The sequence below is a fragment of the Pantoea sp. X-Soil-YNGN-775 genome (assembly GCF_059730575.1).
In genome coordinates this window covers 2,136,223-2,162,872 of sequence record NZ_AP035945.1, presented here as the reverse complement: position 1 = coordinate 2,162,872, position 26,650 = coordinate 2,136,223, and the positions used below count along the sequence as shown (strand labels likewise).

At 55.2% G+C, this 26,650-nt stretch carries 24 protein-coding genes, 1 pseudogene and 1 other annotated feature; of the genes and pseudogenes, 14 read left to right on the top strand and 11 right to left on the bottom strand.

The genetic code is table 11. The annotated features are described in order from the left end of the window. Window positions 1-11: 11 nt before the first annotated feature. From AC6I8I_RS10200 to AC6I8I_RS10175, 6 genes and pseudogenes are all read right to left on the bottom strand, one after another. Window positions 12-326, bottom strand: coding sequence for a BON domain-containing protein (locus AC6I8I_RS10200; RefSeq protein ID WP_031374566.1), 315 nt, complete (start codon window positions 324-326; stop codon window positions 12-14). 149 nt (window positions 327-475) lie between these two features. Continuing rightward, on the bottom strand, window positions 476-1,279 hold the full coding sequence (trpA, locus tag AC6I8I_RS10195) for a tryptophan synthase subunit alpha (RefSeq protein WP_312054432.1): 804 nt from the start codon (window positions 1,277-1,279) through the stop codon (window positions 476-478). Next, a complete protein-coding gene (trpB, locus tag AC6I8I_RS10190) occupies window positions 1,279-2,469 on the bottom strand; it encodes a tryptophan synthase subunit beta (protein WP_312054433.1) in 1,191 nt (396 codons plus the stop codon). The genes trpA and trpB overlap by 1 nt, the downstream gene beginning before the upstream one ends. A 45-nt stretch (window positions 2,470-2,514) precedes the next feature. Continuing rightward, a complete protein-coding gene (trpCF, locus tag AC6I8I_RS10185) occupies window positions 2,515-3,876 on the bottom strand; it encodes a bifunctional indole-3-glycerol-phosphate synthase TrpC/phosphoribosylanthranilate isomerase TrpF (RefSeq protein WP_497820204.1) in 1,362 nt (453 codons plus the stop codon). 2 nt (window positions 3,877-3,878) lie between these two features. After that, window positions 3,879-5,473 (bottom strand): annotated as a pseudogene (gene trpD, locus AC6I8I_RS10180) (bifunctional anthranilate synthase glutamate amidotransferase component TrpG/anthranilate phosphoribosyltransferase TrpD). Beyond that, window positions 5,473-7,035, bottom strand: coding sequence for an anthranilate synthase component 1 (locus AC6I8I_RS10175; protein WP_312757122.1), 1,563 nt, complete (start codon window positions 7,033-7,035; stop codon window positions 5,473-5,475). Before AC6I8I_RS10175 ends, trpD begins: the two are co-directional and overlap by 1 nt. A 23-nt stretch (window positions 7,036-7,058) precedes the next feature. Further along, window positions 7,059-7,163 (bottom strand) — a sequence feature (Trp leader region). A gap of 154 nt (window positions 7,164-7,317) precedes the next feature. Here AC6I8I_RS10175 and rnm point away from each other — a divergent pair. Further along, a complete protein-coding gene (gene rnm / locus AC6I8I_RS10170; RefSeq protein ID WP_312757120.1) occupies window positions 7,318-8,202 on the top strand; it encodes an RNase RNM in 885 nt (294 codons plus the stop codon). A 12-nt stretch (window positions 8,203-8,214) separates the two neighbouring features. Further along, window positions 8,215-8,835 carry an L-threonylcarbamoyladenylate synthase gene (locus tag AC6I8I_RS10165; RefSeq protein WP_031374560.1) on the top strand — a complete coding sequence of 207 codons (621 nt, stop codon included), beginning with the start codon at window positions 8,215-8,217 and terminating at the stop codon, window positions 8,833-8,835. Window positions 8,836-8,845: 10 nt separating this feature from the next. Here the strand turns inward: AC6I8I_RS10165 and AC6I8I_RS10160 are convergent, their stop codons facing one another. Next, window positions 8,846-9,493 (bottom strand): serine protease, encoded by a 648-nt coding sequence (locus tag AC6I8I_RS10160; RefSeq protein ID WP_312757118.1) that lies wholly within the window; start codon window positions 9,491-9,493, stop codon window positions 8,846-8,848. A 778-nt stretch (window positions 9,494-10,271) separates the two neighbouring features. On the opposite strand from AC6I8I_RS10160, the gene rluB reads away from it, so the two are divergent. After that, window positions 10,272-11,153 carry a 23S rRNA pseudouridine(2605) synthase RluB gene (rluB, locus tag AC6I8I_RS10155; protein ID WP_031374558.1) on the top strand — a complete coding sequence of 294 codons (882 nt, stop codon included), beginning with the start codon at window positions 10,272-10,274 and terminating at the stop codon, window positions 11,151-11,153. A 49-nt stretch (window positions 11,154-11,202) separates the two neighbouring features. Here the strand turns inward: rluB and cobO are convergent, their stop codons facing one another. Together cobO and AC6I8I_RS10145 are read right to left on the bottom strand one after the other, a co-directional pair. Beyond that, a complete protein-coding gene (cobO, locus tag AC6I8I_RS10150; RefSeq protein WP_312054442.1) occupies window positions 11,203-11,793 on the bottom strand; it encodes a cob(I)yrinic acid a,c-diamide adenosyltransferase in 591 nt (196 codons plus the stop codon). After that, the gene (locus AC6I8I_RS10145; RefSeq protein ID WP_031374556.1) at window positions 11,793-12,554 is read right to left on the bottom strand and encodes a YciK family oxidoreductase; all 762 of its coding nucleotides are present in this window, start codon (window positions 12,552-12,554) and stop codon (window positions 11,793-11,795) included. The genes cobO and AC6I8I_RS10145 overlap by 1 nt, the downstream gene beginning before the upstream one ends. Window positions 12,555-12,728: 174 nt before the next feature. Between AC6I8I_RS10145 and sohB the strand changes: the two genes are divergently transcribed. Then, window positions 12,729-13,775, top strand: coding sequence for a protease SohB (gene sohB, locus AC6I8I_RS10140; RefSeq protein WP_312054444.1), 1,047 nt, complete (start codon window positions 12,729-12,731; stop codon window positions 13,773-13,775). A 44-nt stretch (window positions 13,776-13,819) separates the two neighbouring features. On the opposite strand, the gene AC6I8I_RS10135 is transcribed toward sohB, so the two are convergent. Beyond that, complete coding sequence (locus tag AC6I8I_RS10135; RefSeq protein ID WP_031374554.1) at window positions 13,820-14,068, bottom strand: DUF2498 family protein; 249 nt, start codon at window positions 14,066-14,068, stop codon at window positions 13,820-13,822. A 371-nt stretch (window positions 14,069-14,439) separates the two neighbouring features. On the opposite strand from AC6I8I_RS10135, the gene topA reads away from it, so the two are divergent. From topA to acnA, 5 genes are all read left to right on the top strand, one after another. Further along, complete coding sequence (topA, locus tag AC6I8I_RS10130; protein WP_312054447.1) at window positions 14,440-17,037, top strand: type I DNA topoisomerase; 2,598 nt, start codon at window positions 14,440-14,442, stop codon at window positions 17,035-17,037. A 189-nt stretch (window positions 17,038-17,226) separates the two neighbouring features. Further along, on the top strand, window positions 17,227-18,201 hold the full coding sequence (cysB, locus tag AC6I8I_RS10125) for an HTH-type transcriptional regulator CysB (protein WP_009089966.1): 975 nt from the start codon (window positions 17,227-17,229) through the stop codon (window positions 18,199-18,201). Window positions 18,202-18,696: 495 nt separating this feature from the next. Beyond that, complete coding sequence (locus tag AC6I8I_RS10120) at window positions 18,697-18,855, top strand: YmiA family putative membrane protein (protein WP_071778593.1); 159 nt, start codon at window positions 18,697-18,699, stop codon at window positions 18,853-18,855. A 4-nt stretch (window positions 18,856-18,859) separates the two neighbouring features. Further along, window positions 18,860-19,039: a YciX family protein gene (locus AC6I8I_RS10115; RefSeq protein WP_072050978.1), complete on the top strand. Its 180-nt coding sequence runs from the start codon at window positions 18,860-18,862 to the stop codon at window positions 19,037-19,039. Window positions 19,040-19,464: 425 nt separating this feature from the next. Next, window positions 19,465-22,146, top strand: coding sequence for an aconitate hydratase AcnA (acnA, locus tag AC6I8I_RS10110; protein WP_312757113.1), 2,682 nt, complete (start codon window positions 19,465-19,467; stop codon window positions 22,144-22,146). 31 nt (window positions 22,147-22,177) lie between these two features. Here acnA and ribA read toward each other — a convergent pair whose 3' ends face one another. After that, complete coding sequence (gene ribA, locus AC6I8I_RS10105) at window positions 22,178-22,771, bottom strand: GTP cyclohydrolase II (protein WP_497827802.1); 594 nt, start codon at window positions 22,769-22,771, stop codon at window positions 22,178-22,180. 227 nt (window positions 22,772-22,998) lie between these two features. On the opposite strand from ribA, the gene pgpB reads away from it, so the two are divergent. The 5 genes from pgpB (at window position 22,999) to yciH (ending at window position 26,617) form a co-directional block, all read left to right on the top strand. Continuing rightward, the gene (pgpB, locus tag AC6I8I_RS10100; protein WP_312757111.1) at window positions 22,999-23,757 is read left to right on the top strand and encodes a phosphatidylglycerophosphatase B; all 759 of its coding nucleotides are present in this window, start codon (window positions 22,999-23,001) and stop codon (window positions 23,755-23,757) included. 134 nt (window positions 23,758-23,891) lie between these two features. Then, on the top strand, window positions 23,892-24,200 hold the full coding sequence (locus tag AC6I8I_RS10095) for a LapA family protein (protein ID WP_312054452.1): 309 nt from the start codon (window positions 23,892-23,894) through the stop codon (window positions 24,198-24,200). Between the two features lie 6 nt (window positions 24,201-24,206). Next, window positions 24,207-25,376 carry a lipopolysaccharide assembly protein LapB gene (gene lapB / locus AC6I8I_RS10090; RefSeq protein WP_312054453.1) on the top strand — a complete coding sequence of 390 codons (1,170 nt, stop codon included), beginning with the start codon at window positions 24,207-24,209 and terminating at the stop codon, window positions 25,374-25,376. A 198-nt stretch (window positions 25,377-25,574) separates the two neighbouring features. Further along, a complete protein-coding gene (gene pyrF / locus AC6I8I_RS10085) occupies window positions 25,575-26,294 on the top strand; it encodes an orotidine-5'-phosphate decarboxylase (protein WP_497827801.1) in 720 nt (239 codons plus the stop codon). Continuing rightward, on the top strand, window positions 26,294-26,617 hold the full coding sequence (gene yciH, locus AC6I8I_RS10080; RefSeq protein WP_031374547.1) for a stress response translation initiation inhibitor YciH: 324 nt from the start codon (window positions 26,294-26,296) through the stop codon (window positions 26,615-26,617). The genes pyrF and yciH overlap by 1 nt, the downstream gene beginning before the upstream one ends. Window positions 26,618-26,650 lie beyond the last annotated feature (33 nt).

Below are 26,650 nucleotides of genomic sequence, written 5' to 3'. Positions count from 1 at the left end.
CACAGCAGCAATTATTTGATTTGCATATTGTTAACAACGGATTTCACGCCTGGCACGCTGCGCGTAACCTGCACCGCGCGATTGGCCATCTGTGGTGATGAGACAAAACCGCTCAGCTGAACTTTACCTTTAAAGGTTTCTACGTTGATTTCAGTCGATTTCAGCGAGTCATCTTTCAGCAGTTCACCTTTCACTTTGGTGGTCACCACGGTGTCGTCGATATAGCCACCGGTTCCCTCTTTGGTCGCGGTTGGCGCACAGGCGCTCAGTGTCAGCGCAACCACGCCCGCCATCAACGCACCCGCCAGCAGTTTAAATAATTTCATTGCTTTCTCTCCCTGTCACAAATTGGATGCGACGTTACCGTAACGGCGCTCTGACATTGTGGTGCAGATTTTGCAAAAAGGGCAAATGGCGGGATGTAAAAAATGGAAAGAAATCATGCCTTATCACCTGATAAGGCATGCTGGCAGAATTAACGGCTGGCGGCTTTGAGGCTGCTGACGAAATTTTTCAGTTCGCGCAGCATCACCTCCGGTTCGGCGTGATTTTTTTCAATGATTCGCACAATGGCGGAGCCAGAGATCGCACCGGCCGCGCCGGCCGCGATGGCTTCCTTCACCTGCGACGGTTCAGAGATACCGAATCCCTGCAGCGGCGGGGCCGCATTGTATTCCCGCAGCTTGTCGATCAGATGCTGCAGCGGCAGGCTGGCGCGGTTTTCAGCGCCGGTCACGCCAGCACGGGAGAGCAGGTAGGTATAACCGCGTCCGTGTGAGGCGATCTCCCGCAGCAGGGTATCACTGGCGTTCGGCGGGCAGATGAAAATCGGTGCGATACCATGACGCAGCGCCGCCTGACGGAACGGGGCAGACTCTTCTACCGGCACATCTGCCACCAGCACCGAATCGACACCGGCTTCAGCACAACGTGCGTAAAACGCATCCACGCCGTTGGTGAACACCAGATTGGCATACATCAGTAAACCGATTGGCAGATCCGGGTATTTGCGCCGGATGGTCGCCAGCATTTCAAAGCACTGGCTGGTGTTGGTGCCCGCCGCAAAGGCGCGCAGCGTCGCGTTCTGAATGGTCGGGCCATCGGCCAGCGGATCGGAGAAGGGGATGCCTAATTCCAGCGCATCTGCGCCGCCTTCCACCAGGGCGTCAATCACCTGCAGCGAGAGTTCCGGCGACGGATCGCCCAGCGTCACGAAAGGCACAAATGCGCCTTCGTTGCGGGCAGAGAGGCGTTTAAACAGTTGATCGTAACGTTCCATCAGATTTCTCCCTGCGCGGTCAGAATGTCGTGAACGGTGAAAATATCTTTATCGCCGCGGCCAGAAAGGTTAACCACCACCAGCTGCTCTTTCTCCGGCTCGGCCTGAATCATCTTCAGGGCGTACGCCAGCGCATGGGATGATTCCAGTGCCGGAATGATGCCTTCAGCACGGCACAGCTGTTTGAAGGCGGACAGCGCTTCGTTATCGGTAATCGAAACATATTCGGCGCGGCCAATGCTGTTGAGATGCGCATGCTGCGGTCCGACTGACGGAAAATCGAGGCCGGCAGAGATCGAGTAAGACTCTTCAATCTGCCCATCCTCAGTCTGCATCATCGGAGCTTTCATGCCGAAGTAGATACCAACGCGGCCATGCTTCAGCGGCGCGCCATGCTCGCCAGTTTCAATGCCGTGTCCCGCTGGCTCAACGCCAATCAGCTTAACGCTGCTTTCATCGATAAAGTCCGCGAACATGCCGATGGCGTTAGAGCCTCCGCCAACGCAGGCGATAATCGCGTCCGGCAGGCGACCCTCTTTTTCCAGAATCTGCTTTTTGGTCTCTTCGCCGATCATCCGCTGAAACTCACGCACGATGGTCGGGAACGGATGCGGGCCAGCCGCGGTGCCCAGCATATAGTGTGCAGTTTCATAGCTGCCAGACCAGTCGCGCAGCGCCTCGTTACAGGCATCCTTCAGCGTGGCTGATCCACTGTGTACCGGGATCACTTCGGCACCCATCAGACGCATACGGAATACGTTGGGAGACTGACGTTCAACGTCTTTGGCACCCATATAGATGCGGCACTTCATTCCCAGCAGCGCGCAGGCCAGCGCAGAGGCGACACCGTGCTGTCCGGCACCGGTTTCTGCGATAATTTCGTTCTTGCCCATGCGTTTAGCCAGCAGCGCCTGGCCCAGCACCTGATTGGTTTTGTGCGCGCCGCCGTGCAGCAGATCTTCGCGCTTCAGGTAGAGTCGGGTTTTGGTGCCTTTGGTCAGGTTCTTACACAGCGTCAGGGCGGTAGGACGACCGGCATAGTTCTTCAGCAGGTCCATGAATTCCGCCTGAAACTCAGGATCTTTCTGCGCGTCGACAAACGCCTCTTCCAGCTGGCGCAGCGCTGGCATCAGGATCTGCGGAACATACATTCCGCCAAATTCGCCAAAGTAGGGGTTCAGTAACGTCATTTTTAGCTTCCTTTTTCGGGCCCGCCGTAGAGCAGGCCAGGCAAATCAGTAGGCGCGCAGTGTCTGGAACACCGCCGCGATTTTACGGGCATCTTTGATACCGGGCGCGCTTTCCACCCCAGAGTTGAAATCGAGACCGGCACAGCCCAGCTGCGCCGCTTCAACACAGTTATCCGCGCTCAGGCCACCGGCCAGCAGCACGTCGTTCAGCGTCTGGCCCTGTAACAGTGACCAGTCAAAGCGCTGACCGGTTCCGCCGTCGCCATTATCAAACACGTAACGATCGATGTGCGGCCAGTTGCGCGCCGGTAACGCGCCTTCAACGCGCAGCGCTTTCCAGATCTCAACGCTGGCAGGCAGGGCCGCGCGCAGTTCGCTAACATAATCCGGGTTTTCATTGCCGTGCAGCTGAACGGCGGCGAGCGAAAGCGCGGTGGCTTTGGTGACAACGTCACTAACGGCGTTATTGCGGAACACGCCAACGTAACGCAACGGCGCGGCGGCCATCAGCGTACGGGCGGCTTCAGTTTCGATGTAACGCGGCGAACCTTCGGCAAAGATCAGCCCGCCGTAGAGGGCACCGGCTTCATAGGCGGCACGCGCGTCTTCCGCCCGGGTCAGGCCACAGACTTTATTGGCCCCCAGCGTCACCCGGCGCACCGCTGCGGTCAGGTCGGGTTCTTCCATCAGGGCGGAGCCGATCAGGAAGCCGTTGGCAAAGTGGCTCAGCTCTCGAATGTCTGCATAGCTGTTGATGCCCGATTCGCTGATCACCGTGACGCCGTGCGACAGGCGTGGGGCCAGCTGGCGGGTGCGGTTCAGATCGATCGACAGATCGCGCAGGTCGCGGTTATTGATCCCGACCACTCTGGCCTGCAGCGCAATGGCGCGCTCCAGCTCCTGCTCATTACTGACTTCGGTCAGGATGCCCATTTTCAGGCTGTGGGCGACGGCGGCCAGCTGACGATACTGCTCATCATCCAGCACCGACAGCATCAGCAGAATGGCGTCTGCCTGATAGTAACGTGCCAGATAGATCTGATACGGGTCGATGATAAAGTCTTTGCACAACACTGGCTGGGTGATAGCGGCACTGACGATCGGCAGAAAAGCAAAGTCGCCCTGAAAGTATTTTTCATCGGTCAGCACCGACACTGCCGAAGCGTAGTGACGATAAACCCCGGCAATCGCCGCCGGATCAAAATCGGCGCGGATAATCCCTTTCGAGGGCGATGCTTTCTTACACTCGAGGATAAACGCGGTGCGCGCACCCTGGAGCGCATCATAAAAATGACGGCTGGCAGGCTCAATGCTGTTCTGAAAGGTAGAAAGAGGCTGCTGCTGCTGACGCGCTGCAACCCAAATCGCTTTGTCCTGCACAATTTTTTCTAACACGGTACCTTGCATGGTTATCCTCTTGCTGCCAGAGCGACCACGCGCTCGTAAGCCTGTCCACTACGGATAGCGTTGAGCGCACGCTGTGCGTTTTCACGCAGATCTTCATGACCGAATACTTTAAGCAGCATCGCCACATTGACGGCGACCGCTTCCTCATGGGCCTGCTGGCCATTACCCTGGAGTAAAGCCGTGAGAATGTCACGATTTTCTTCCGGCGTGCCGCCAGCCAGCGCTTCCTTCGGATGGAAGCCAAAACCGAAGTCTTCCGGCGACAGCTGATAGCGGGTGATTTCCCCGTCACGCAGCTCTGCCACATGGGTCACGTCGTGCAGCGCCACTTCATCCATCCCGCCGCCATGTACTACCGCTGCACGCTGATAGCCCAGTACTTTCAGGGTCTGTGCAATCGGCATCACCAGCTCCGGGCTGTACACGCCAATCACCGCCAGCGGTGGTCGGGCCGGATTAATCAGCGGGCCAAGGACATTAAACAGCGTCCGGGTTTTTAGCTGCTGGCGCACCGGCATCGCGTGGCGGAATCCGGTGTGGTACTGCGGCGCAAACAGGAAGCAGACGTTGAGATCGTCCAGTGCCTGACGTGCCTGCGGAGCCGGCATATCCAGATTAATGCCAAACGCCGCCAGCAGATCGGAAGAACCGGACTTGCTGGAGACGCTGCGGTTACCGTGCTTGGCCACTTTCAGGCCGCAGGTTGCTGCGACAAACGCACTGGCAGTTGAAATGTTAATGCTGTTGCTGCCGTCACCGCCGGTTCCGACGATATCGGCAAAAGCATAGTCGGGACGCGGGAAGGGTTTGGCATCTTCCAGCAGTGCGGTAGCCGCACCGGCGATCTCTTCCGGCGTTTCGCCCCGGACTTTCATCGCAATCAGGGCTGCCGCCAGTTGGGTCGGCTCCAGCTGACCGGTAATAATCGCGCTGAACAGCTGATGACTCTCAGCCTGATTCAGCGTCTGCGCCTGGTAAAGTTTTTCCAGTGTCTGTTGCATAGTCATTCTCCCTGTTACTTCGCCAGCGCCCAGGCCAGCGTCTGCTCAAGCAGTCGCGCGCCCTGAGTGGTCAGAATGGATTCAGGATGGAACTGGAATCCGCATACCCGGTCAGTTTCGTGGCGAACCGCCATCACCATGCCGTTGTAGCTGGCATTGACGGTAAGTTCATCCGGCGTATTGCTGCCAACCAGTGAGTGATAGCGCGCTACCGGTAGCGGGTTGCTCAGGCCGGCAAACATCGCCTCGCCATCATGAACCACCGCGGAGGCTTTCCCGTGCAGGATCTCGCCAGCCTGACCGACGTGGCCGCCATATTCTTCCACAATCGCCTGATGGCCGAGGCAGATACCGATAATCGGTAACCGGCCGCGCATCGTACGCAGCAGTTCAGGCATGCAGCCGGCATCTTTCGGCGCGCCCGGGCCTGGCGACAGCATCAGCACCGGGTTCTCCATCTGCTGCAGCTGCTCAATTAACAGTGCCGCCGGCAGGTTATTGCGGTAGATCACCACGTTGTGACCAAAGGTCCGCAGTTGATCGACCAGGTTATAGGTAAATGAGTCGATGTTATCGAGCAGCAGAATATCGGCCATCAGAAGATCTCCTTGCAGTGATGGGCAGTTGCAATGGCGCGCAGCACCGCGCGGGCTTTATTGCGGCTCTCGTCGGCTTCCGCCTGCGGATTCGAGTCCAGAACCACACCGGCACCCGCCTGTACGGTTGCTACCCCGTCTTCTACATACGCAGAGCGGATAACGATGCAGGTATCCAGGTCGCCATTGGCGGTGAAATAGCCGACCGCACCACCGTAGCTGCCGCGGCGGGTGCCTTCAGCACCGGCGATCAGCTGCATGGCGCGTACTTTCGGCGCACCGCTCAGGGTGCCCATGTTCATGCAGGCGCGATAGGCGTGCAGCACATCAAGATCGGCGCGCAGGGTGCCGACCACGCGTGACACCAGATGCATCACAAACGAGTAGCGATCAACCTTGGTCAGATCGGCGACGTAGCGGCTGCCCGGCACGCAGATGCGCGCCAGATCGTTACGCGCCAGATCGACCAGCATCAGATGCTCTGCCAGCTCTTTATGGTCGGTGCGCATCTCCAGTTCAATCCGGCTGTCCAGGTCGCGATCCAGCGAACCGTCCGCTTGACGTCCGCGTGGACGGGTACCGGCAATCGGGTAGATCTCAATCTGACGTGAGCTGGCGTCATACTTCAGCGAACTTTCCGGTGAGGCACCAAACAGTGCGAAATCCTGGTCCTGCATAAAAAACATATACGGGCTGGGATTGCTGTTTTTCAGCGTGTCGTAGGCTGCCAGCGGCGAAGGGCATGGCAGTGAGAAGCGTCGTGAAGGCACCACCTGGAAGATTTCGCCGATGCGAATCGCCTGCTGCATGGTGCGCACCACCTCGCAATACTCTTCATCGCTCTGGCTGGTGGTCAGGGACATCTGCTCTACCGTCTGGACCGGCAGCGCCGGAGCCGGCTGCAGCATCTGGCCATGCAGTTGCTCAATCCGGCGTTGCAGACGCTGGAATTCATTGGTCGACGGGCAGAACAGGCTGGCCTGCAGTCGCGCGCTGCGGGTCTGGTGATCGATCACCAGCAGCGTTTCAGCCAGATAAAAACAGTAGTCCGGGCAGCGCTGCTGATTTTCCAGCGGCGGCAGGGTTTCGAAGCCCGCCACCAGATCGTAGGCAAACAGTCCGCCTAACAGCACGGCTTCACGCTCATCGGCAGGCGAATTGACCAGCTGGGGAATCAGACGCAGCGCGTCAAATACCGACAGCGCCTGCAGACGTGAATCCTCATCCTGCTGGCCGCTGTTCGGCGGGAAAGTCAGTTCGCGGCCATCGGGACGTACCTGATTTTCGACGGTGCCGGGCAGCGCGGCGTCCAGCAGCGGCAGCAGCGCACGGCCATTTTCTGACAGCGCCTGAATAGTCACCTGGTTGTCCAGCGCGCTGATACGCAGTGCGCTGTCGACAATCAACAGGCTTTTAAGATTCTTTTTGCTGTCGATATCGGCAGATTCGAGCAGCAGGGTTGCCGGACGTGCGCCGCATAACTGATGAAACACCGCGGCCGGATCTTCGCGATAAGGCGCGTTGCCGGTAATCAACTTCACTGTAGGTTTCGCAATTGGCATGATGATTTCTCTGAATTTCGCTCAAAAAAAAGCCCGCTCGGTGGCGGGCTCAGGTATCTGCACAGCGTTTACGCAAAATGTGCACGACCACGTCGCCCGTGTTCGGGAACATCGCGCCACCAACCGTTAAAATGCGTGATTACAACAGCCATGATTGAATACCCGTTACGTGTGAACTTGTGTACTAGTTAACGGGTTCAGGGCGGAAATGTCAATACACTTTTTCACCGACGGTTAAAATCGTTATCATGCTGGCCGGTTTAGTTTCCAGCAGGAGTTCTCTTGAGCGATATCGCCCGTTTCCCGGTTTATGATTTACACAGCCACACGCGGGCCTCGGATGGCTTGCTGACGCCGGCCGCGCTGGTACAGCGTGCGGTTGAGATGCGCGTAGGCGTACTGGCGATTACCGATCACGATAGCGTCGCGGGGGTGGATGAAGCCCGTCAAACGGTCATCGATCAGGCTTTACCGATCAAGGTGCTGGCGGGCGTTGAGGTTTCCACCCTGTGGGAAAATCACGAAATTCATATCGTGGGATTAAATATCGATATCCATCATCCGACGCTGGTCAGTTTTCTCGCCGGACAGCATGCCTGTCGGCAGGCGCGGGCGGAACAGATTGCCGAGCGGCTGGAGAAAGCCCGCATTCCGGGCGCGCTGGCTGGTGCACTGCGGCTGGCCGATGGCGGGGTGATCACCCGCGGCCACTTCGCGCGCTTCCTGATGGAGCAGGGCAAGGCGGATAATATGGCGCAGGTGTTCAAAAATTATCTGGCGCGTGGCAAAACCGGCTACGTGCCGCCACAATGGTGTACAATTGAACAAGCTATTGATGCGATTCATCATTCTGGCGGTTGCGCGGTGCTGGCGCACCCCGGGCGCTATGGCTTATCGGCGAAGTGGCTCAAGCGGCTGGTCGCTCATTTCCGCGAAGTCGGTGGTGATGCCATGGAGGTCGCCCAGTGTCAGCAGGCGCCGAATGAGCGTACGCAGCTGGCGCAATACGCCAGAGACAATGCGCTGGCCGCATCACAAGGTTCTGATTTTCATCAACCCTGCCCGTGGATTGAGCTGGGCCGCAAATTGTGGCTGCCCGCGGCGGTTGAGCCGGTCTGGGAACGCTTCCCGCAGCTGGCTCCCGGCGATTTATGCACGGAAAGGTGACACGAGGTTTCTATGAGTCAATTGTTTCACATCCACCCGGATAACCCGCAACCCCGTCTGATTAACCAGGCGGTGGATTACCTTAATAAAGGCAGCGTGATCGTCTATCCGACCGATTCCGGCTATGCGCTGGGCTGTCGGCTGGAAGAGAAGGGCGCGATGGAGCGTATCTGCCGCATTCGTCAGCTGGATGGGCACCATAATTTCACCCTGATGTGCCGGGATCTCTCTGAGCTTTCTGTTTATTCTCAGGTAGGAAATTCAGCCTTCCGTTTGCTGAAAAACAACACCCCGGGTAACTACACCTTTATTCTCAAGGCGACCAAAGAGGTTCCGCGTCGTCTGATGAATGACAAGCGGAAAACCATCGGGCTGCGCGTGCCGTCTAATCCGGTGGCGCTGGCGCTGCTGGAGGCGCTGAACCAGCCGATGATGTCGACCTCATTGATTCTGCCGGGGAACGACTTCACCGAGTCCGACCCGGAAGAGATCCAGCATAGCATCGGCAAGCTGGTTGATCTGATTATTGACGGCGGCACGCTGGGACAACAGCCAACCACGGTGGTCGATTTGACCACCGATTCGCCGGAAATTGTGCGCGAAGGCGTGGGCGATACCCGCCCGTTCCTGTAACCAGAGCGGTTCAGGCACCGCGTGTCGGTGTCTGGGCCAGATTGGCCTGCAACCAGTTCTTAAACTGGCCGTAAGGAATATAGAGTGAAACATCTTTCAGGATCACTTTTCCATTACGGCCATTTTTTATTGCATCAGAATAACCAACAATTACGCCACCCAGGGTTTCATCGTTGTTATACACTCCGCCGCCCGACATACCCTGAACCACGCCAGCATTAGATGCCATGGCTATGCACGGGCTTTTATTCCAGCCGTTACGAATAGCGGTACGGGCTAAATTAACTCCTGAGGATTCGACCGGCAGTGCGGAAATAAAACTGTAGCCGTACATTTTAACCGGATCGCCAATATCGCTGCTGCGGAATTGGGCTAATGTTTTGGCGTCATTTTTGTGGTAGATAATCGCCAGATCGCAATAGGGATGATAAGACTTCACGCGTTGGACGGCGGTTTTCGCGACGTGGGCAGCGGTCAGACTGTATTCTGGCGTCAGGGGGATACTGGTTCCAAGGGTACCAAGACCGAGGATCGTCGGAATGCCGGTCACGCTCATATCAACGTGCTGCATTGCGGTACGACTGTACTCGGTATGGCCCACGGAACACCCGGTCAACGCCAGCGCGGCAAGCGCTGGGCACAGAAAGAGGTTTCTCATGTTGGTATTCTTTTTCAGGCATGTCGTGAAAATCCCTGGTGAAGGCTTCTGACATGCAATCAAGGTTCATCACTGAACCGTATTAACGCAACAACTCCGGATGCGCCGGTTTATTGGATTAATGTAAAAACACTATTTTTGTTAATGAATCTTTAAAGTTTTATTTTTGTACGCGCGCCAATTATAACTGCGGGCACTGCGTTTATTGGTGCTTCAGCGTCAGAGTTTACACCGCCTATTGTTATGCACAATTAATTAAAACTAATATTAAGAAAATACCCCGAAAAATAAGGTGATAAACAAATCTGCAACAGAGTTACGCTGCAAATTTTTATTTAACACCGGGGTTGTGACGAATAAAAGCAACTAAACAGTATTTTATACTGCCTTGTTGAGAAAGGGTAGATGAAATACAGCAGGATGAAAGTGGTGGAAGTGTAAGATAGCGTGAATATTTTTATGGCTGACAGATTGCATCGGTGCAGGTCACAGTTCAGAAAATTTAAATGCCAGGCACTATAAAGTTTTTGGAAATCGCGTTTTATTCAGCATCTTTATTAATTATATCGCCCACGATGCACTGGCCGGTTTGTCTGGCTGAACGGCGGAAAAAGTCAGCCGGACCGGCTATCCTTAAATTGACTCCGAAAACCACAAAGCGCGTTACATCAGGGGTAAATGTCTGTATAATGGGCCAAACTTTTTAAGTTAACCTATTGATTTAAAAAGATTTTCCACCCTACCGTGACGCCTGGGAAGGCGACAAAGAGGAAGCTCAATGAGCGAGAAGTTACAGAAAGTTTTAGCGCGTGCCGGTCATGGCTCGCGTCGTGAAATCGAATCTATGATTGCCGCCGGCCGTGTCAGCGTCGATGGCAAAATTGCCACCCTCGGCGACCGCGTCGAAAGCAGCAAATCCCTGAAAATCCGTATTGATGGCCATCTGGTTTCCATCGCCGAGTCGGCGGCGGAAGTCTGCCGGGTGCTGGCCTATTACAAACCGGAAGGTGAGCTGTGTACGCGTAGCGACCCGGAAGGACGCCCGACGGTATTTGACCGACTGCCGCGCCTGCGTGGATCGCGCTGGATTGCAGTAGGTCGTCTGGATGTAAATACCTGCGGCCTGATGCTGTTCACCACCGACGGTGAACTGGCGAACCGTTTAATGCATCCGAGCCGTGAAGTAGAACGTGAATATGCAGTGCGGGTGTTTGGTCAGGTTGACGATGATAAAATTCGTCAGCTGAGTAAGGGCGTGCAGCTGGAAGATGGCCCGGCCGCCTTTAAAACCCTGCGTTTCGGCGGCGGTGAAGGGATCAACCAGTGGTACAACGTGACCCTGACCGAAGGCCGTAACCGTGAAGTGCGTCGTTTATGGGAAGCGGTCGGTGTGCAGGTGAGTCGTCTGATGCGCGTGCGCTACGGTGATATTACCCTGCCGAAAGGGCTGCCTCGCGGCGGCTGGACCGAACTGGACCTGCCGGCGGTTAACTACCTGCGCAACCTGGTCGGTATGGATGACGAGACGGTGACCAAGCTGGTGGTGGAGAAAGATCGCCGCCGTACCAAAGCGAACCAGATCCGCCGTGCGGTGAAGCGGCACAGTAAAGTGAGCAGCACCCCACGTCGTAATCCGGGTAGCAAACGCAACTCCGGCTAACCACGTCAATATCGCTAAAAACGCAGCCCCGGGCTGCGTTTTTTTTTGCCTACCAGTCGATTCCCTGCTGTGCCTGAATGCCGGCATCAAACGCATGCTTTACCGGCCGCATCTCGGTAACGGTATCAGCCATCTCCAGCAAGCTGCGGTGACAACCACGACCAGTGACGATCACGCTTTGCCGGGCCGGACGCTGACGCAGAGCATCAACCAGCTCCTCCAGCGGCAGATAATCCATGCTGATCATGTAAGTGATCTCATCCAGCACCACCAAATCCAGCGTCTCATCGGCCAGCATCCGTCTGGCGTGCTGCCAGACCGCCAGACAGGCCGCGGTGTCGGTTTCCCGATTCTGGGTTTCCCAGGTGAAACCGGTGGCCATCACCTGAAACTCAACGCCGTGCTGCTCGAGCAGGTTACGCTCACCGTTCGGCCAGTCGCCTTTAATAAACTGAATAGCGCCCGCTCGTTTACCGTGACCACAAGCGCGCAGGACGGTGCCAAAGGCGGCGGTGGTTTTGCCTTTGCCGTTGCCGGTAAACACCATCAGAATGCCGCGTACCTCATTGGCCGCGGCGATGCGTGCATCGACCTGCTCTTTTAACCGTTGCTGGCGTTGCTGATGGCGATCGTCGGCCATTATTCTGCTGCTCCCGGTTTCCTGCCTGGCTGAGCATCGAAACTGATACCGGTTTTACGACGGCTGTCGTCGCCCATTAAATAGAGGTAGAGCGGCATCAAATCAGCGGGAGTTTTCAGTTTATTCGCATCTTCCTGCGGAAACGCGCTGGCACGCATTTTTGTACGGGTGCCGCCAGGATTAATGCAGTTAACCCGCAGCGCATGATTTTTATACTCGTCAGCCAGCACCTGCATCATCCCTTCCGTGGCAAACTTGGAGACCGCATAGGCTCCCCAGCCGGCCCGGCCGGTGCGGCCGACGCTCGAGGTGGTAAACACCAGTGAACCGGATTCCGACTTCAGCAGCAGCGGTAACAGCGCCTGCGTCAGATAAAAGGTGGCATCGAGATTGATTTTCATTACCTGCTGCCAGATCTGCGGATCCAGTTCGGCCAGCGGCACAATCTCACCGAGAATCCCGGCGTTGTGCAGCACACCATCCAGGTGAGAAAACTGCTGCGCCAGTTGGTGTGCCAGCTGCTGGCAGCGTTCAGGTGTGGCTTCGGCCAGGTCAAACACCAGCGGGTGGGCGGGGCGTTTATTAAGTTGATTAATGGTCTGCCCGACCTGTTGCAGCTTGTCAGCATTGCGTCCCAGCAGGATCACTTCGGCGCCATAGCGGGCATAAGTCAGCGCCGCTTCACGACCAATCCCCTCTGATGCGCCGGTGACCAGGATGATGCGATGATTAAGCAGGTCGCTTTTCGGTTGATAATGCACGGTGGGATCCTCCAGCGAAAACAGCATGATTCCGCTTTATGCCTGAAATTACGAATTGGCGCAATCGTCAACCGGCACATTCTGTGCCAGCTGCCGGCATTTCAGGCGACGCATAGGGGCAAAACGGCTAAACTAGCCCATTGTCTCTAATTCTCTGTTTACTAAGGCGACACAATGGATCTTCTTTCGAGTTATGGACTGTTTTTAGCAAAAGTAGTGACGCTGGTGGTGGCGATCGCTGCAATTGTGCTGATTGTGATGAATGCCGCGTTGCGCAAACGGGGTCAGAGCGGTCAGCTGCGACTGACGCATCTGGGTGATGACTATCAACAGATGAAAGAGGACCTGCAGCTGGCGAAGATGAAACCGCAGGCGCAAAAAGTGTGGCTGAAAAATCATAAAAAATCGGAGAAGCTCAAAGCGAAGGCGGAAAAGCGGGCCGCGAAGCAGGGCGAAAACGAGGTGAATAAACCGACGCTTTACGTGCTGGACTTCAAAGGCAGTATGGATGCCAGTGAGGTCACCTCGCTGCGCGAAGAAGTGTCGGCGGTGCTGGCCGTCACCCAGCCGGGCGATGAAGTGCTGTTACGGCTTGAAAGTCCTGGCGGCGTGGTGCACGGCTATGGCCTGGCCGCATCCCAGCTGCAGCGCCTGCGCGATCGCGGGCTGCAGATTACCGCTGCGGTGGATAAAGTGGCGGCCAGTGGCGGCTATATGATGGCGTGTGTGGCCGATCGTATCGTGGCGGCACCGTTTTCAATTATCGGTTCAATTGGGGTGGTGGCGCAGGTCCCTAACTTCAATCGTCTGCTGAAGCGCAACGATATCGACGTGGAATTACATACTGCCGGACAGTACAAGCGCACCCTGACCCTGTTTGGCGAAAACACCGATGAGGGACGTGAAAAATTTCAGGAAGACCTGAACGAAACCCACCTGCTGTTTAAGCAGTTCGTTCATCAGATGCGTCCTTCACTCGACATCGATAAAGTGGCGACCGGCGAACACTGGTATGGCCGGCAGGCGCTGGATCTCGGTCTGATTGACGAAGTCGGCACCAGTGACGATCTGATTATCCGTCAGATGGATCGGTTCAACGTGCTGGGCGTGCATTACGCCCGTCGTCGTAAGATGATTGACCGTATGACACACAGTGCCGGATCGGTTGCCGAGCGCCTGCTGCTTAAGCTCTGGCAGCGTGGCGAAAAGCCGCTGCTTTAAGCGCTGACACGACATAACACAACCCGGCCTGTGCCGGGTTTTTTTTATTCCAGGTGGTAAAGCGGTGACAACACCACGGCAAGATGTTTGAACACGTTGAACACCGTGGTGGTTCTGGCGGTGGGCAACTCATCTGCATCAAGGAAAAACGGGCCGCGAAACACCAGCACGTCGCCTTGCTGAATCACCTCATCCGCCTGCATACCGGCAAAATAATCGTCATGCTGTTTGATTAACGCATTGGCTTTTTCCAGCAATTCCTGGCGTGAAATAGGTTGGGTTAATGTCTTCATTGTTTGCTCCTTTTTTGACAGCACCATAATCCTTTCTATATTACTTGCGTGTCGCATTGTGTGACAAATCGGCGTAACGGCGGAAAAATTGGCGGAAATTTAACCTGAGTGCTAATTAAGTTGCGTAACAGATTTTATCAGGTAGAGTGTGGGCGATTCCGATTTCAGGGATTTTGCACCGGGATGTGTGATTATTTCAGATGGAAAAAGCGCTTTTTATCATGCAGTTGCATATCGCCACGTCGTCTGATCTGAGATTGACCCCTCCGCCTTGAAATGTTAAACAGGCGCAGCAATATTGAACCCGATGGGTTTTTGGGCATCCAATCCTCTCCCGTTAAGCAGGATGTTTTCATTAGGTAAAGGTAAATATGGGTAAAGCACTCGTTATTGTTGAGTCCCCGGCAAAGGCCAAAACAATCAATAAATACCTCGGCAGTGACTACGTGGTTAAATCCAGCGTCGGTCATATCCGGGATCTGCCGACCAGTGGTTCAACCGCCAAGAAAAGTGCTGACGCCTCGACAGATAAAAAAGTCAAAAAAGTCAAAAAAGATGAGAAAGCAGCACTTGTCAGCCGGATGGGCGTTGACCCTTATCACGGTTGGGAAGCGGACTATCAAATCCTGCCTGGCAAAGAAAAAGTGGTTGCCGAGCTTAAGGCGCTAGCCGCCAGCGCTGACCACATCTATCTCGCAACCGACCTTGACCGCGAAGGGGAAGCTATTGCCTGGCACCTGCGGGAAGTGATCGGTGGCGACGATAAGCGTTTCAGCCGGGTGGTGTTTAACGAAATCACCAAAAATGCGATTCGTCAGGCGTTTGAAAAGCCAGGCGAACTGAACATTGACCGGGTTAACGCTCAGCAGGCGCGCCGCTTTATGGACCGCGTGGTGGGCTATATGGTGTCACCGCTGCTGTGGAAGAAAATCGCTCGTGGCCTCTCCGCCGGACGCGTGCAGTCGGTTGCGGTGCGGCTGGTGGTGGAGCGTGAGCGTGAAATTAAAGCGTTCGTGCCGGAAGAGTACTGGGAAGTTAACGCCGCGCTGACCACGCCGAAGGGCGACGAACTGTCGATGGACGTCACCCACAAAGGGGACAAGGCGTTCCGGCCGGTCAATCGCGACGAAACCTATGCCGCCGTTGCACTGCTGGAAAAAGCGCGCTACGAGATTGTCGATCGTGAAGATAAGCCGACCAGCAGCAAGCCGGGCGCGCCTTATATCACCTCGACGCTACAGCAGGCCGCCAGTACTCGCCTCGGCTTTGGCGTGAAGAAAACCATGATGATGGCGCAGCGCTTGTACGAAGCCGGTCACATTACCTATATGCGTACCGACTCGACCAACCTGAGTCAGGATGCGGTCGCTATGGCACGTGGTTACATTGAAAGCCAATTCGGCAAGAAATATCTGCCTGAAGCCGCCAACACTTACGCCAGCAAAGAGAATTCGCAGGAAGCGCACGAAGCGATTCGTCCTTCTGATGTGGAAGTGGTGGCGGAACAGTTAAAAGATATGGAAGCGGATGCGCAGAAACTTTATCAGCTGATCTGGCGTCAGTTTGTCGCCTGTCAGATGGTGCCAGCGCAGTACGACTCCAGCACCATTACCGCCACCGCCGGTGATTTTAAGCTTAAAGCCAAAGGCCGTACGCTGCGCTTCGACGGCTGGACTAAAGTGATGCCGGCGCTGCGTAAGAATGATGAAGATCGTACCTTGCCTGCGGTCAGCGTAGGTGATGTGCTGGATCTGCAACAGCTGCTGCCTGGCCAGCACTTCACCAAGCCACCGGCGCGCTTCAGCGAAGCTTCACTGGTGCGTGAGCTGGAAAAACGCGGTATTGGCCGTCCATCGACCTACGCTGCGATTACCTCGACCATTCAGGATCGCGGTTATGTGCGGGTTGAGAACCGCCGCTTCTATGCGGAAAAAATGGGTGAAATTGTCACCGATCGGCTGGAAGAGAATTTCCGTGAGCTGATGAACTACGATTTTACCGCGCATATGGAAAACAGCCTCGATCAGGTGGCTAACAACCAGGCGCAGTGGAAAGCGGTGCTGGATAACTTCTTCAGCGACTTTACTCAGCAGCTTGAGCGGGCAGAGAAAGACCCTGAAGAGGGCGGTATGCAGCCTAACCAGATGGTGCTGACCTCGATTGACTGCCCGACCTGTGGCCGCAAAATGGGGATTCGTACCGCCAGTACCGGGGTATTCCTCGGCTGTTCAGGCTATGCGTTACCGCCGAAAGAGCGTTGTAAGCAGACCATCAACCTGATTCCGGAAAACGAAGTTCTGAATATTCTGGAAGGGGATGATGCTGAAACCAACGCCCTGCGCGCCCGTCGTCGTTGCCAGAAGTGTGGCACCGCGATGGACAGCTATCTGATCGATAACGAACGTAAGCTGCACGTCTGTGGTAACAACCCGGAATGCGACGGCTACGAAATCGAACAGGGTGAGTTCCGCATTAAAGGTTATGATGGCCCGGTGGTTGAGTGCGAGAAGTGTGGTTCCGAGATGCACCTGAAAATGGGGCGCTTCGGCAAGTACATGGCCTGTACCAACGAAGAGTGTAAAAACACCCGTAAGATTCTGCGTAACGGTGAAGTAGCACCGCCGAAAGAAGATCCGGTCCCGCTGCCTGAACTGGCGTGCGAAAAGTCGGATGCCTACTTCGTGCTGCGCGACGGCGCTGCCGGGGTCTTTCTGGCGGCTAATACCTTCCCGAAATCGCGCGAAACCCGGGCGCCACTGGTTGAAGAGTTACAGCGCTTCAGCGACCGTCTGCCAGAGAAGCTGAAGTACCTGGCCGAGGCACCGGCTGCCGATCCGGAAGGCAATAAAACGCTGGTCCGTTTCAGCCGCAAAACCAAACAGCAGTACGTCTCCTCTGAAAAAGAGGGCAAAGCGACCGGCTGGTCCGCCTTCTATATTGATGGCAAATGGCAGGAAGCGAAGAAGTAATCCTATCAGGCCAGCGCTCGCTGGCCTTTTTCTGAGCCTTATATCAATCCGTTCTACATTCACCCTTAAAATGATATAGTTGTTATAGCATTTCCGACCTTTCCTGATGCATGGCTTTTCTTCACCCTGTTAAGGCGACAATACGTCAACCGGGGATGCGACTCTGTAACTTACCGGGATGGAACAGATATGAAATTACAGCAGTTGCGCTATATCGTCGAAGTGGTTAATCACAACCTTAATGTCTCTTCGACGGCGGAAGGACTCTACACCTCGCAGCCTGGCATCAGTAAACAGGTCCGGATGCTGGAAGATGAGCTGGGGGTACAGATTTTTGCCCGCAGCGGTAAACACCTGACTCAGGTGACGCCAGCCGGTGAAGAGATTATCCGCATTGCGCGTGAGGTGCTTTCCAAAGTAGATGCGATTAAATCGGTAGCCGGTGAACATACCTGGCCAGACAAAGGGTCGCTGTATGTGGCAACCACCCATACTCAGGCGCGCTATGCACTGCCAGGCGTAATTAAAGGCTTCATTGAGCGCTATCCGCGGGTATCGCTGCATATGCATCAGGGGTCGCCGACGCAAATTGCCGAAGCGGTGTCCAAGGGCAATGCGGACTTCGCCATTGCTACCGAAGCACTGCATCTGTACGACGATTTGATTATGTTGCCGTGCTATCACTGGAACCGGGCGATTGTGGTGACGGCCGACCATCCGCTGGCCGGAAAAGGGCAGGTGACGATTGAAGAGCTGGCTGAATACCCGCTGGTGACCTACACCTTTGGCTTTACCGGGCGGTCAGAGCTTGATACCGCGTTTAACCGTGCCGGATTAACGCCGCGCATTGTTTTCACCGCCACCGACGCTGACGTTATCAAAACTTACGTAAGATTAGGTCTTGGCGTTGGGGTGATTGCCAGCATGGCGGTCGATCCGGTCTCCGATCCTGACCTGATTCGTATCGAAGCGGCGGACATTTTCACCAACAGCACCACCAAAATAGGCTTCCGCCGCAGCACCTTCCTGCGCAGCTATATGTATGATTTTATCCAACGTTTTGCGCCGCACCTGACACGTGACGTGGTTGATACTGCGGTGGCGTTGCGTTCGAACGAAGATATTGAAGCCATGTTTAAGGACATTAAACTGCCGTTTAAATGAGCCTGATACGCATTAATGATGATAAAGGCTGCTCTGGGCGGCCTTTTTTTATTGCCAGATGTTAGCGCCAGATGAGAATCAAAAGTTTTTATTATTTTTTTGTAAATGAAACATCGATCACATGTTTTCGGTTTGGTCTTTCTTAAATGCGAATTACTACACATTTTTTGCCTTGCCGCTTTGCGGGACGCCAGGAATATTCCCATACTCCAGTTAAGACCTGATGAGAAGCCAGTTGAAATCAGGTTCTTTAATCTGCTCTTTAGTTTTGAATGGTCCTGAATGTAAATTAAGTCAAATTTATAATGTGATCGTTTAATTAAAAGTTTGTTCCACGGTTAATGATTTCTGACGTGATTAGGCCTTATTGATTAATAGCGTTAATCGTTTTACTCAATAAAAATAACTGGATTTTTGGCCTTAACGCGTTTAGGATTCGTCCTAAATCTTAATCGTTGTTATCAATCATTTTGTTGAGAGTGATTATCAAAAACTATGAATACACGACTGACTGTACAACCGGGTTTCCCGGCAAAAAGCACCAAGGTTGAGCGCACTGGCAACACCCGCCGCAAAGCCTGGCTGACCGTATTCGCTGCCTCAGCGCTGTTCTGGGTAGTTGTTGCTTTGATGATCTGGCGTATCTGGGGCTAAAGCCATGTGGGCAAATACACTCAGCCATAAACGTTCTTTGACTGCGCGTCAGCACAAGCCCGCTTCCTGTAAAGGGAAAGAGCCGCTTGCAAAGGACGAAAAAGTGTCTATCCCTGATTCCTGGGATTTGAGTGATAACCAGCGACACTTTATCGAGTCGTTCCTGGACCCTAAAACTAAATAACGCTGTTCGCTGTACCGTTTATTATTTTTACTGCTCTTTGCTCTTCTTTCCGGTTTCTCCGGCGGGCAGGTTAAAAGCCCAACTCCACACTCAGTAACACAAACGGGATTGATCCTTAACGGATGATCGCAGGCCTTTGTACGCCCAATTCAGGCGAAGGAGTGAACGCAATGAATATCATAAAAATGTCCTGGCTTAGCGCTTATGCCTTTAGCTTTGCGTTCTGGTCTGCGGCGGTGTGGATCACGCTCTGATTTGAATTAAATCACCTCTTTCTGATGCCTCGTCTCCGGACGGGGCATTTTCGTTTCGGCCGATTGTAGCAATTTGTGTTGTAATCAAAACGTTAACGAATTTGTGGTCTATCTTTAACATAAACCTTTAACTCTCTGAGGTTTAAAGACCACGATTATAAAGGAGGAGCTATGTCGTCTACCCTACGCGAGCAGAGTCAGGAAATACTGCAGGTCGACAATCAAAACTATCACATCTTCAGTCTTCCCCGCGCTGCTCAACACCTCGGTAACATTGATCGCTTACCCAAATCCCTGAAGGTTTTGCTGGAGAACCTGTTGCGCTGGCAGGATGGCGACTCCGTGACCGCGGAAGATATCCAGGCGCTGGTTGACTGGCAAAAAGATGCCCATGCCGATCGGGAAATCGCTTACCGTCCTGCGCGGGTACTCATGCAGGACTTTACCGGCGTGCCAGCGGTGGTTGACCTGGCGGCAATGCGCGAAGCCGTCAACCGGCTGGGCGGTGATGTCGCGAAGGTAAATCCCCTGTCGCCGGTTGATCTGGTGATTGACCACTCGGTCACCGTAGACCATTTCGGTGATGACGACGCGTTCGAAGAGAACGTCCGGCTGGAGATGGAGCGCAATCACGAACGTTACGTCTTTTTACGCTGGGGCCAGAAAGCCTTTGATAAATTCCGCGTGGTTCCGCCCGGCACCGGTATCTGCCACCAGGTTAACCTGGAGTACCTTGGCAAAGCGATCTGGCACGAAACCCTGAACGGCGAAGAGTATGCCTGGCCCGACACGCTGGTCGGGACTGATTCGCATACCACGATGATTAATGCGCTCGGCGTGCTGGGGTGGGGCGTTGGCGGCATTGAAGCGGAAGCGGCGATGCTCGGCCAGCCGGTCTCGATGCTGATTCCGGATGTAGTGGGCTTTAAACTCACTGGCAAATTACGTCCGGGGATCACCGCTACCGATCTGGTGCTGACGGTTACCCAGATGCTGCGTAAGCACGGCGTGGTAGGTAAATTCGTTGAGTTCTATGGCGACGGGCTGGCCGATTTGCCGCTGGCTGACCGCGCAACTATTGCGAATATGGCACCCGAATATGGTGCAACCTGTGGTTTCTTCCCGGTCGATGAAGTGACCCTGAGTTATATGACGCTGACCGGGCGTGATGCTGAACAGGTGGAGCTGGTTGAGGCTTATGCCAAAGCGCAAGGCCTGTGGCGCAACCCGGGCGATGAGCCACGCTTCACCAGTACCCTGGCGCTGGATATGAATGAAGTGGAATCGAGCCTCGCCGGACCTAAGCGCCCGCAGGACCGCGTTTCACTCGGTGACGTTCCCGCCGCCTTTGACGCTAGTAATGAACTGGAGGTCAACCACGCTCAGAAACCGCATAAAGCGGTCGACTATACCGACAGTGATACCGGACTGACCCACACCCTGACCGATGGCGCAGTGGTGATCAGCGCGATTACCTCTTGTACTAATACCTCCAACCCCAGCGTACTGATGGCCGCCGGACTGCTGGCGAAAAAAGCGGTTGAGCGGGGCCTGAAACGACAACCCTGGGTGAAAGCCTCGCTGGCTCCGGGTTCGAAGGTGGTATCCGACTATCTGGCGGTGGCGCAGCTCACCTCTTATCTGGATCAGCTCGGCTTTAATCTGGTCGGCTACGGCTGCACCACCTGTATCGGCAACTCCGGGCCGCTGAAAGATGAGATTGAATCGGCGATTAAGCAGGGCGATCTGACGGTTGGAGCGGTGCTTTCAGGTAACCGAAATTTTGAAGGCCGTATCCATCCGCTGATCAAAACCAACTGGCTGGCATCACCGCCGCTGGTGGTGGCTTACGCGCTGGCGGGCAACATGAAGATCAACCTGCAAACCGATCCGCTCGGCCACGATCGAAACGGCCAGCCGGTTTATCTGAAGGATATCTGGCCATCGCCAGAGGAGATCTCTACTGCGGTGCAGCAGGTCACCAGCGACATGTTCCACAAAGAGTACGCTGAGGTGTTTGACGGCACGCCAGAATGGCAGCAGATCAAGGTGAGCGAAGCCGCGACCTACGACTGGGACGAAGGCTCAACCTACATTCGCCTGTCGCCGTTCTTTGATGACATGGAGAAAGAGCCTAAGCCGGTGCAGGATATTCGCGGCGCGCGGGTGCTGGCGATACTGGGCGACTCGGTTACCACCGACCACATCTCCCCGGCCGGCAGTATCAAGGCTGAAAGTCCGGCGGGGCGTTATCTGCTGGCGCATGGGGTAGAGCGCAACGACTTCAACTCTTACGGTTCCCGTCGCGGTAACCACGAAGTGATGATGCGCGGTACCTTCGCCAATATCCGTATTCGCAATGAGATGGTGCCGGGCGTCGAGGGCGGCTACACCTGTCACTATCCGAGCGGCGAGCAATTGGCTATTTACGACGCAGCGATGAAGTATCAGGCGGAAGGTGTGCCGCTGGCGGTGATCGCCGGTAAAGAGTATGGATCGGGATCGAGTCGCGACTGGGCGGCGAAAGGTCCGCGCCTGCAGGGCGTGCGGGTGGTGATCGCCGAATCATTTGAACGTATTCACCGTTCGAATCTGATTGGTATGGGGATACTGCCGCTGGAATTCCCGCAGGGCGTAAGCCGTAAAACGCTGGGACTGACCGGGGAAGAGCAGATTGACGTCGAGAACCTGAGCGCGCTGACGCCGGGCTGTACGGTTAAAGTCACGCTGACCCGCGCCGATGGCAGTAAAGAGGAGCTGGATACGCGTTGCCGCATCGATACCGGCAACGAGCTGACCTATTACCGTAACGACGGCATCCTGCATTACGTGATCCGTAATATGCTGGACTAACAAAAAAGCCGGGGAAACCCGGCTTTTTCAATTATGGCTTCGGCAGTATGTGCCCCATCTTTTCCGCTTTGGTGTCCAGATAGTGCGCATTCTTAGGATTGCGACCCACTACCAGCGGCACCCGTTCAACAATGTTAATGCCGGCTTCGCTGAGGATTTCAACTTTGCGCGGATTGTTAGTCAGCAGCCGCACTTCATTGACGCCGAGCAATTTAAACATATCAGCGCACAGCGTGAAGTCGCGTTCATCGGCGGCAAAACCGAGTTGATGGTTCGCTTCTACTGTGTCGTAACCTTTATCCTGCAACGCGTAGGCGCGGATCTTATTCAGCAGGCCGATGTTGCGTCCTTCCTGACGATGATAGAGCAACGCGCCGCGACCCTCTTCAGCGATGGCATTCAACGCCGCTTCCAGCTGGAAGCCACAGTCGCAGCGCAGGCTGAATAGCGCATCGCCGGTCAGGCATTCGGAATGAACGCGCGCCAGTACCGGCTCGTTGTCATTAATATCGCCAAAGACCAGAGCAACATGGTCATGTCCGGTTGCCAATTCTTCGAAACCGACCATCAGGAAATCTCCCCATGGCGTGGGCAGTTTGGCTTCTGCCACCCGTTTAAGCTGCATGTGACTCTCCAGAACCTTCAGAGGATGCACTATCATCATGATAGCGCACAGGCCAGTGTGGCCTGACAAACGTGCAATATTGTGCCACAACCCAGCGGCGCGCTGGTAATCTGTCAGAACAATTGGTGTGATAAAGCACAATTATCTAATCTAAAGCGCTTATGTTATTCTTTTTTAAGCTAAAGTTATGCTGGTTTCGCTGTTTGTCACCGATATAAGGGAAAAGGATGTATAAAATTTCGCGTCGTACCACCTTCGGGATGTTACTGCTGTTAATTATGCCGATCGGCGTCTGGTTATCGGGCTGGCAATGGCAACCGGGTGAAAGCAACGCGATGCTGAAAGGCCTGTTCTGGATGACCGAAACGGTGACCAATCCATGGGGGATTGTGACCAGCGTGCTGCTGAGTGCCTGGGTATTATGGTGCCTGCGTTTTCGTCTCAAGCCGGCCATCCTGCTGTTGCTGATCATGAATGCCACTATTCTGGCCGGTCAGTACACCAAATCGTTCATTAAAGAGCAGGTGCAGGAGCCGCGTCCGTATGTGATCTGGCTTGAACAGCATCATGGACTGGACGACAAAGCGTTCTACCAACTGAAGCGCAAACAGCGTGGCGAAATGGTCACCGCGTTAATTGCCGATGAGAACCAGATTCCCGGCTGGCTGAAACGCCACTGGGCCTTCGAAACCGGTTTCGCCTTTCCGTCGGGCCACACCATGTTTGCCGCCAGCTGGGCCCTGCTGGCGATCGGTTTGCTGTGGCCACGTCGCCACTACAAAACGGTGGTTATCATCTTTCTCTGGGCGATGGGCGTCATGGGCAGTCGTCTGCTGCTGGGGATGCACTGGCCGCGCGATCTGGCCATGGCAACCGTGCTGTCGTGGCTGCTGGTCACCGTCGCGACCTGGCTGGCCCAGCGCGTCTGTGGTCCGCTAAGCCTGCCGCCAGCCGAGCAAAAAGAGGTGGCGCAGCGGGAACCCTGATTGTAATTCGCCATAAAGTCCCCATATTATTGATCGGGCTGGCGTAAAAGCGGGCCGTACGATGCTGCTGGGAGCAGCATTTTTGCCGGAGTTTTGGCATAATTCTACCTGACAACCTCACAACAGGATGCACTGTGAAATATTTGCTGATTTTTTTAGTGGTATTGGTCATTTTCATTATCTCCGTCACGTTAGGCGCGCACAACGACCAGGTTATTACCTTCAACTACCTGCTGGCGCAGGGTGAGTTCAGCATTTCGACCTTACTGGCAACCTTGTTTGGTGCGGGTTTCGTGCTCGGCTGGGTAATCTGCGGTCTGTTCTGGTTACGCACCCGCGTTTCGCTGGCCAATGCCAATCGAAAAATTAAGCGTATGCAGGCGCAGATTGAGCAGAGCACCGTGGTAGCGACAGCGCCATCCTCACCGGCTGGCCGGGAATAAACATCGATGCTTGAGCTGCTGTTTCTGTTACTGCCGGTTGCGGCTGCGTATGGCTGGTACATGGGCCGCCGCAGTGCGCAACAGGACAAGCAACAGGAAGCCAACCGTCTGTCACGCGAATATGTCGCTGGCGTCAACTTCCTGCTCTCCAATCAGCAGGATAAAGCGGTCGACCTGTTCCTCGATATGCTGAAAGAGGACAGTGGCACCGTTGAAGCTCACCTGACGCTGGGTAACCTGTTTCGCTCGCGCGGTGAAGTCGATCGCGCCATCCGCATCCATCAGGCGTTAATGGAAAGTGCCTCCCTCAGTTATGAACAGCGTCTGTTGGCGATCCAGCAGCTGGGCCGTGACTACATGGCGGCCGGGCTGTATGACCGCGCAGAGGATATGTTTAAGCAGCTGACGGATGAAACCGATTTCCGCATCGGTGCGCTGCAGCAGCTGTTGCTGATCCATCAGGCGACCAGCGACTGGCAGCAGGCGATTGACGTAGCTGAGCGGCTGGTCAAACTGGGCAAGGATAAGCAGAAAGGTGAAATCGCCCATTTCTACTGCGAACTGGCGCTTCAGGCGATGAGCAGTGACGACCTCGATCGCGCCATGAGCCTGCTGAAGAAAGGGGAGGCGGCCGATCGTCAGAGCGCACGCGTCTCGATTATGATGGGGCGTATTCTGATGGAAAAAGGCGACTACGCCAAAGCCGTCGGCCACCTGCAGCGGGTGCTGGATCAGGACAAAGAGCTGGTAAGCGAAACGCTGTCGATGCTCGAAACCTGCTTCCAGCGGCTCAATCAACCGGAAGCCTGGGCTGAATTCCTGCAACGCTGCGTTGAAGAGAATACCGGTGCTGCTGCCGAACTCTATCTGTCAGATATCCTTGAACAGCAGCAGGGGCCGGAAGCGGCGCAGAACTACATCAACCGCCAGCTTCAGCGCCATCCCACTATGCGGGTCTTCCATCGCCTGATGGATTTCCACCTGCACGAAGCGGAGGACGGCCGCGCCAAAGAGAGCCTGATGGTGCTGCGCGACATGGTCGGCGAGCAGATTCGCACCAAACCGCGCTATCGCTGCCAGAAGTGTGGCTTCACGGCTCATGCGCTTTACTGGCATTGCCCGTCGTGCCGCACCTGGTCATCAGTTAAGCCGATTCGGGGTCTTGACGGCCAGTAATGAGCGCGCCTTGCAGTGAGTTGCCAGCTCGGTTAATAGTTACAACATACTAAAGAGAGTTTACTACAATCCAGCACGGAGACAGTGCGCGCGAAGTCAGGCAGGGCGAGAATGGCGATTGTGATGACCCGAGGCCGCAGGTAGAATGCTTGCCGTTTGTCTATCGCGCCCGCGGGTGCCCACTGCAGAGGAAATGACATGTCTTCACCCCACACCGTGACCGCTTCGCCGATTCTGGTGGCACTTGATTATCATGACATCAACAGCGCGCTGCGCTTTGTCGATCAGATCGATCCGCGCAGCTGCCGGCTGAAAGTGGGCAAAGAGATGTTTACGCTGTTTGGCCCCTCGCTGGTCACCACGTTGCAGCAGCGCGGATTTGAGGTGTTTCTCGATCTTAAATTCCACGACATCCCCAACACCACCGCGCATGCGGTGGCCGCTGCTGCCGATTTAGGGGTATGGATGGTCAATGTCCACGCCAGCGGTGGGGCGCGCATGATGAACGCCGCCCGTGAAGCGCTGCTACCCTATGGTAAAGAGGCACCGCTGTTGATAGCCGTCACCGTGCTGACCAGTATGGATGAAGAGGATCTGAGAGGCCTCGGCATCACCCTCTCGCCGGCCGAACAGGCTGAACGACTGGCAAAGCTGACCCGCGAATGCGCCCTTGATGGGGTGGTCTGTTCGGCGCAGGAGGCGGTCCGCTTCAAACAGGTGATCGGTCAGGATTTTGCGCTGGTTACGCCGGGTATTCGTCCGGCGGGCAGTGATGCCGGCGATCAGCGTCGCATTATGACGCCGCTGCAGGCGAAACAGGCGGGGGTCGATTATATGGTTATCGGCCGTCCGATTACCCAATCTGCCGATCCGGCAGCGGCACTGCAGGCCATTCTGCACAGCCTGGAGGAGAAGTAATGGCAAATGATAATCCACTGGTGTATTCAACCGACAGCGGCCGCATCACGCAGCCTGAGCAAAAGGCTGAACGGCCAAAAGGTGATGGTATTGTCCGCATTCAGCGCCAGACCAGCGGGCGTAAAGGCAAAGGCGTCTGCCTGATTAGCGGTATCGATATGGATGATGCCGGGTTAACGCAGCTGGCGGCTGAGCTGAAAAAGAAATGCGGCTGTGGCGGCTCGCTGAAAGAGGGCGTGATTGAAATTCAGGGCGACAAACGCGACCTGCTGAAAACGCTGCTGGAAGCCAAAGGCATGAAGGTCAAACTGGCAGGCGGCTGAATAAAAAATCGGGCTACAGAAGTAGCCCGATTG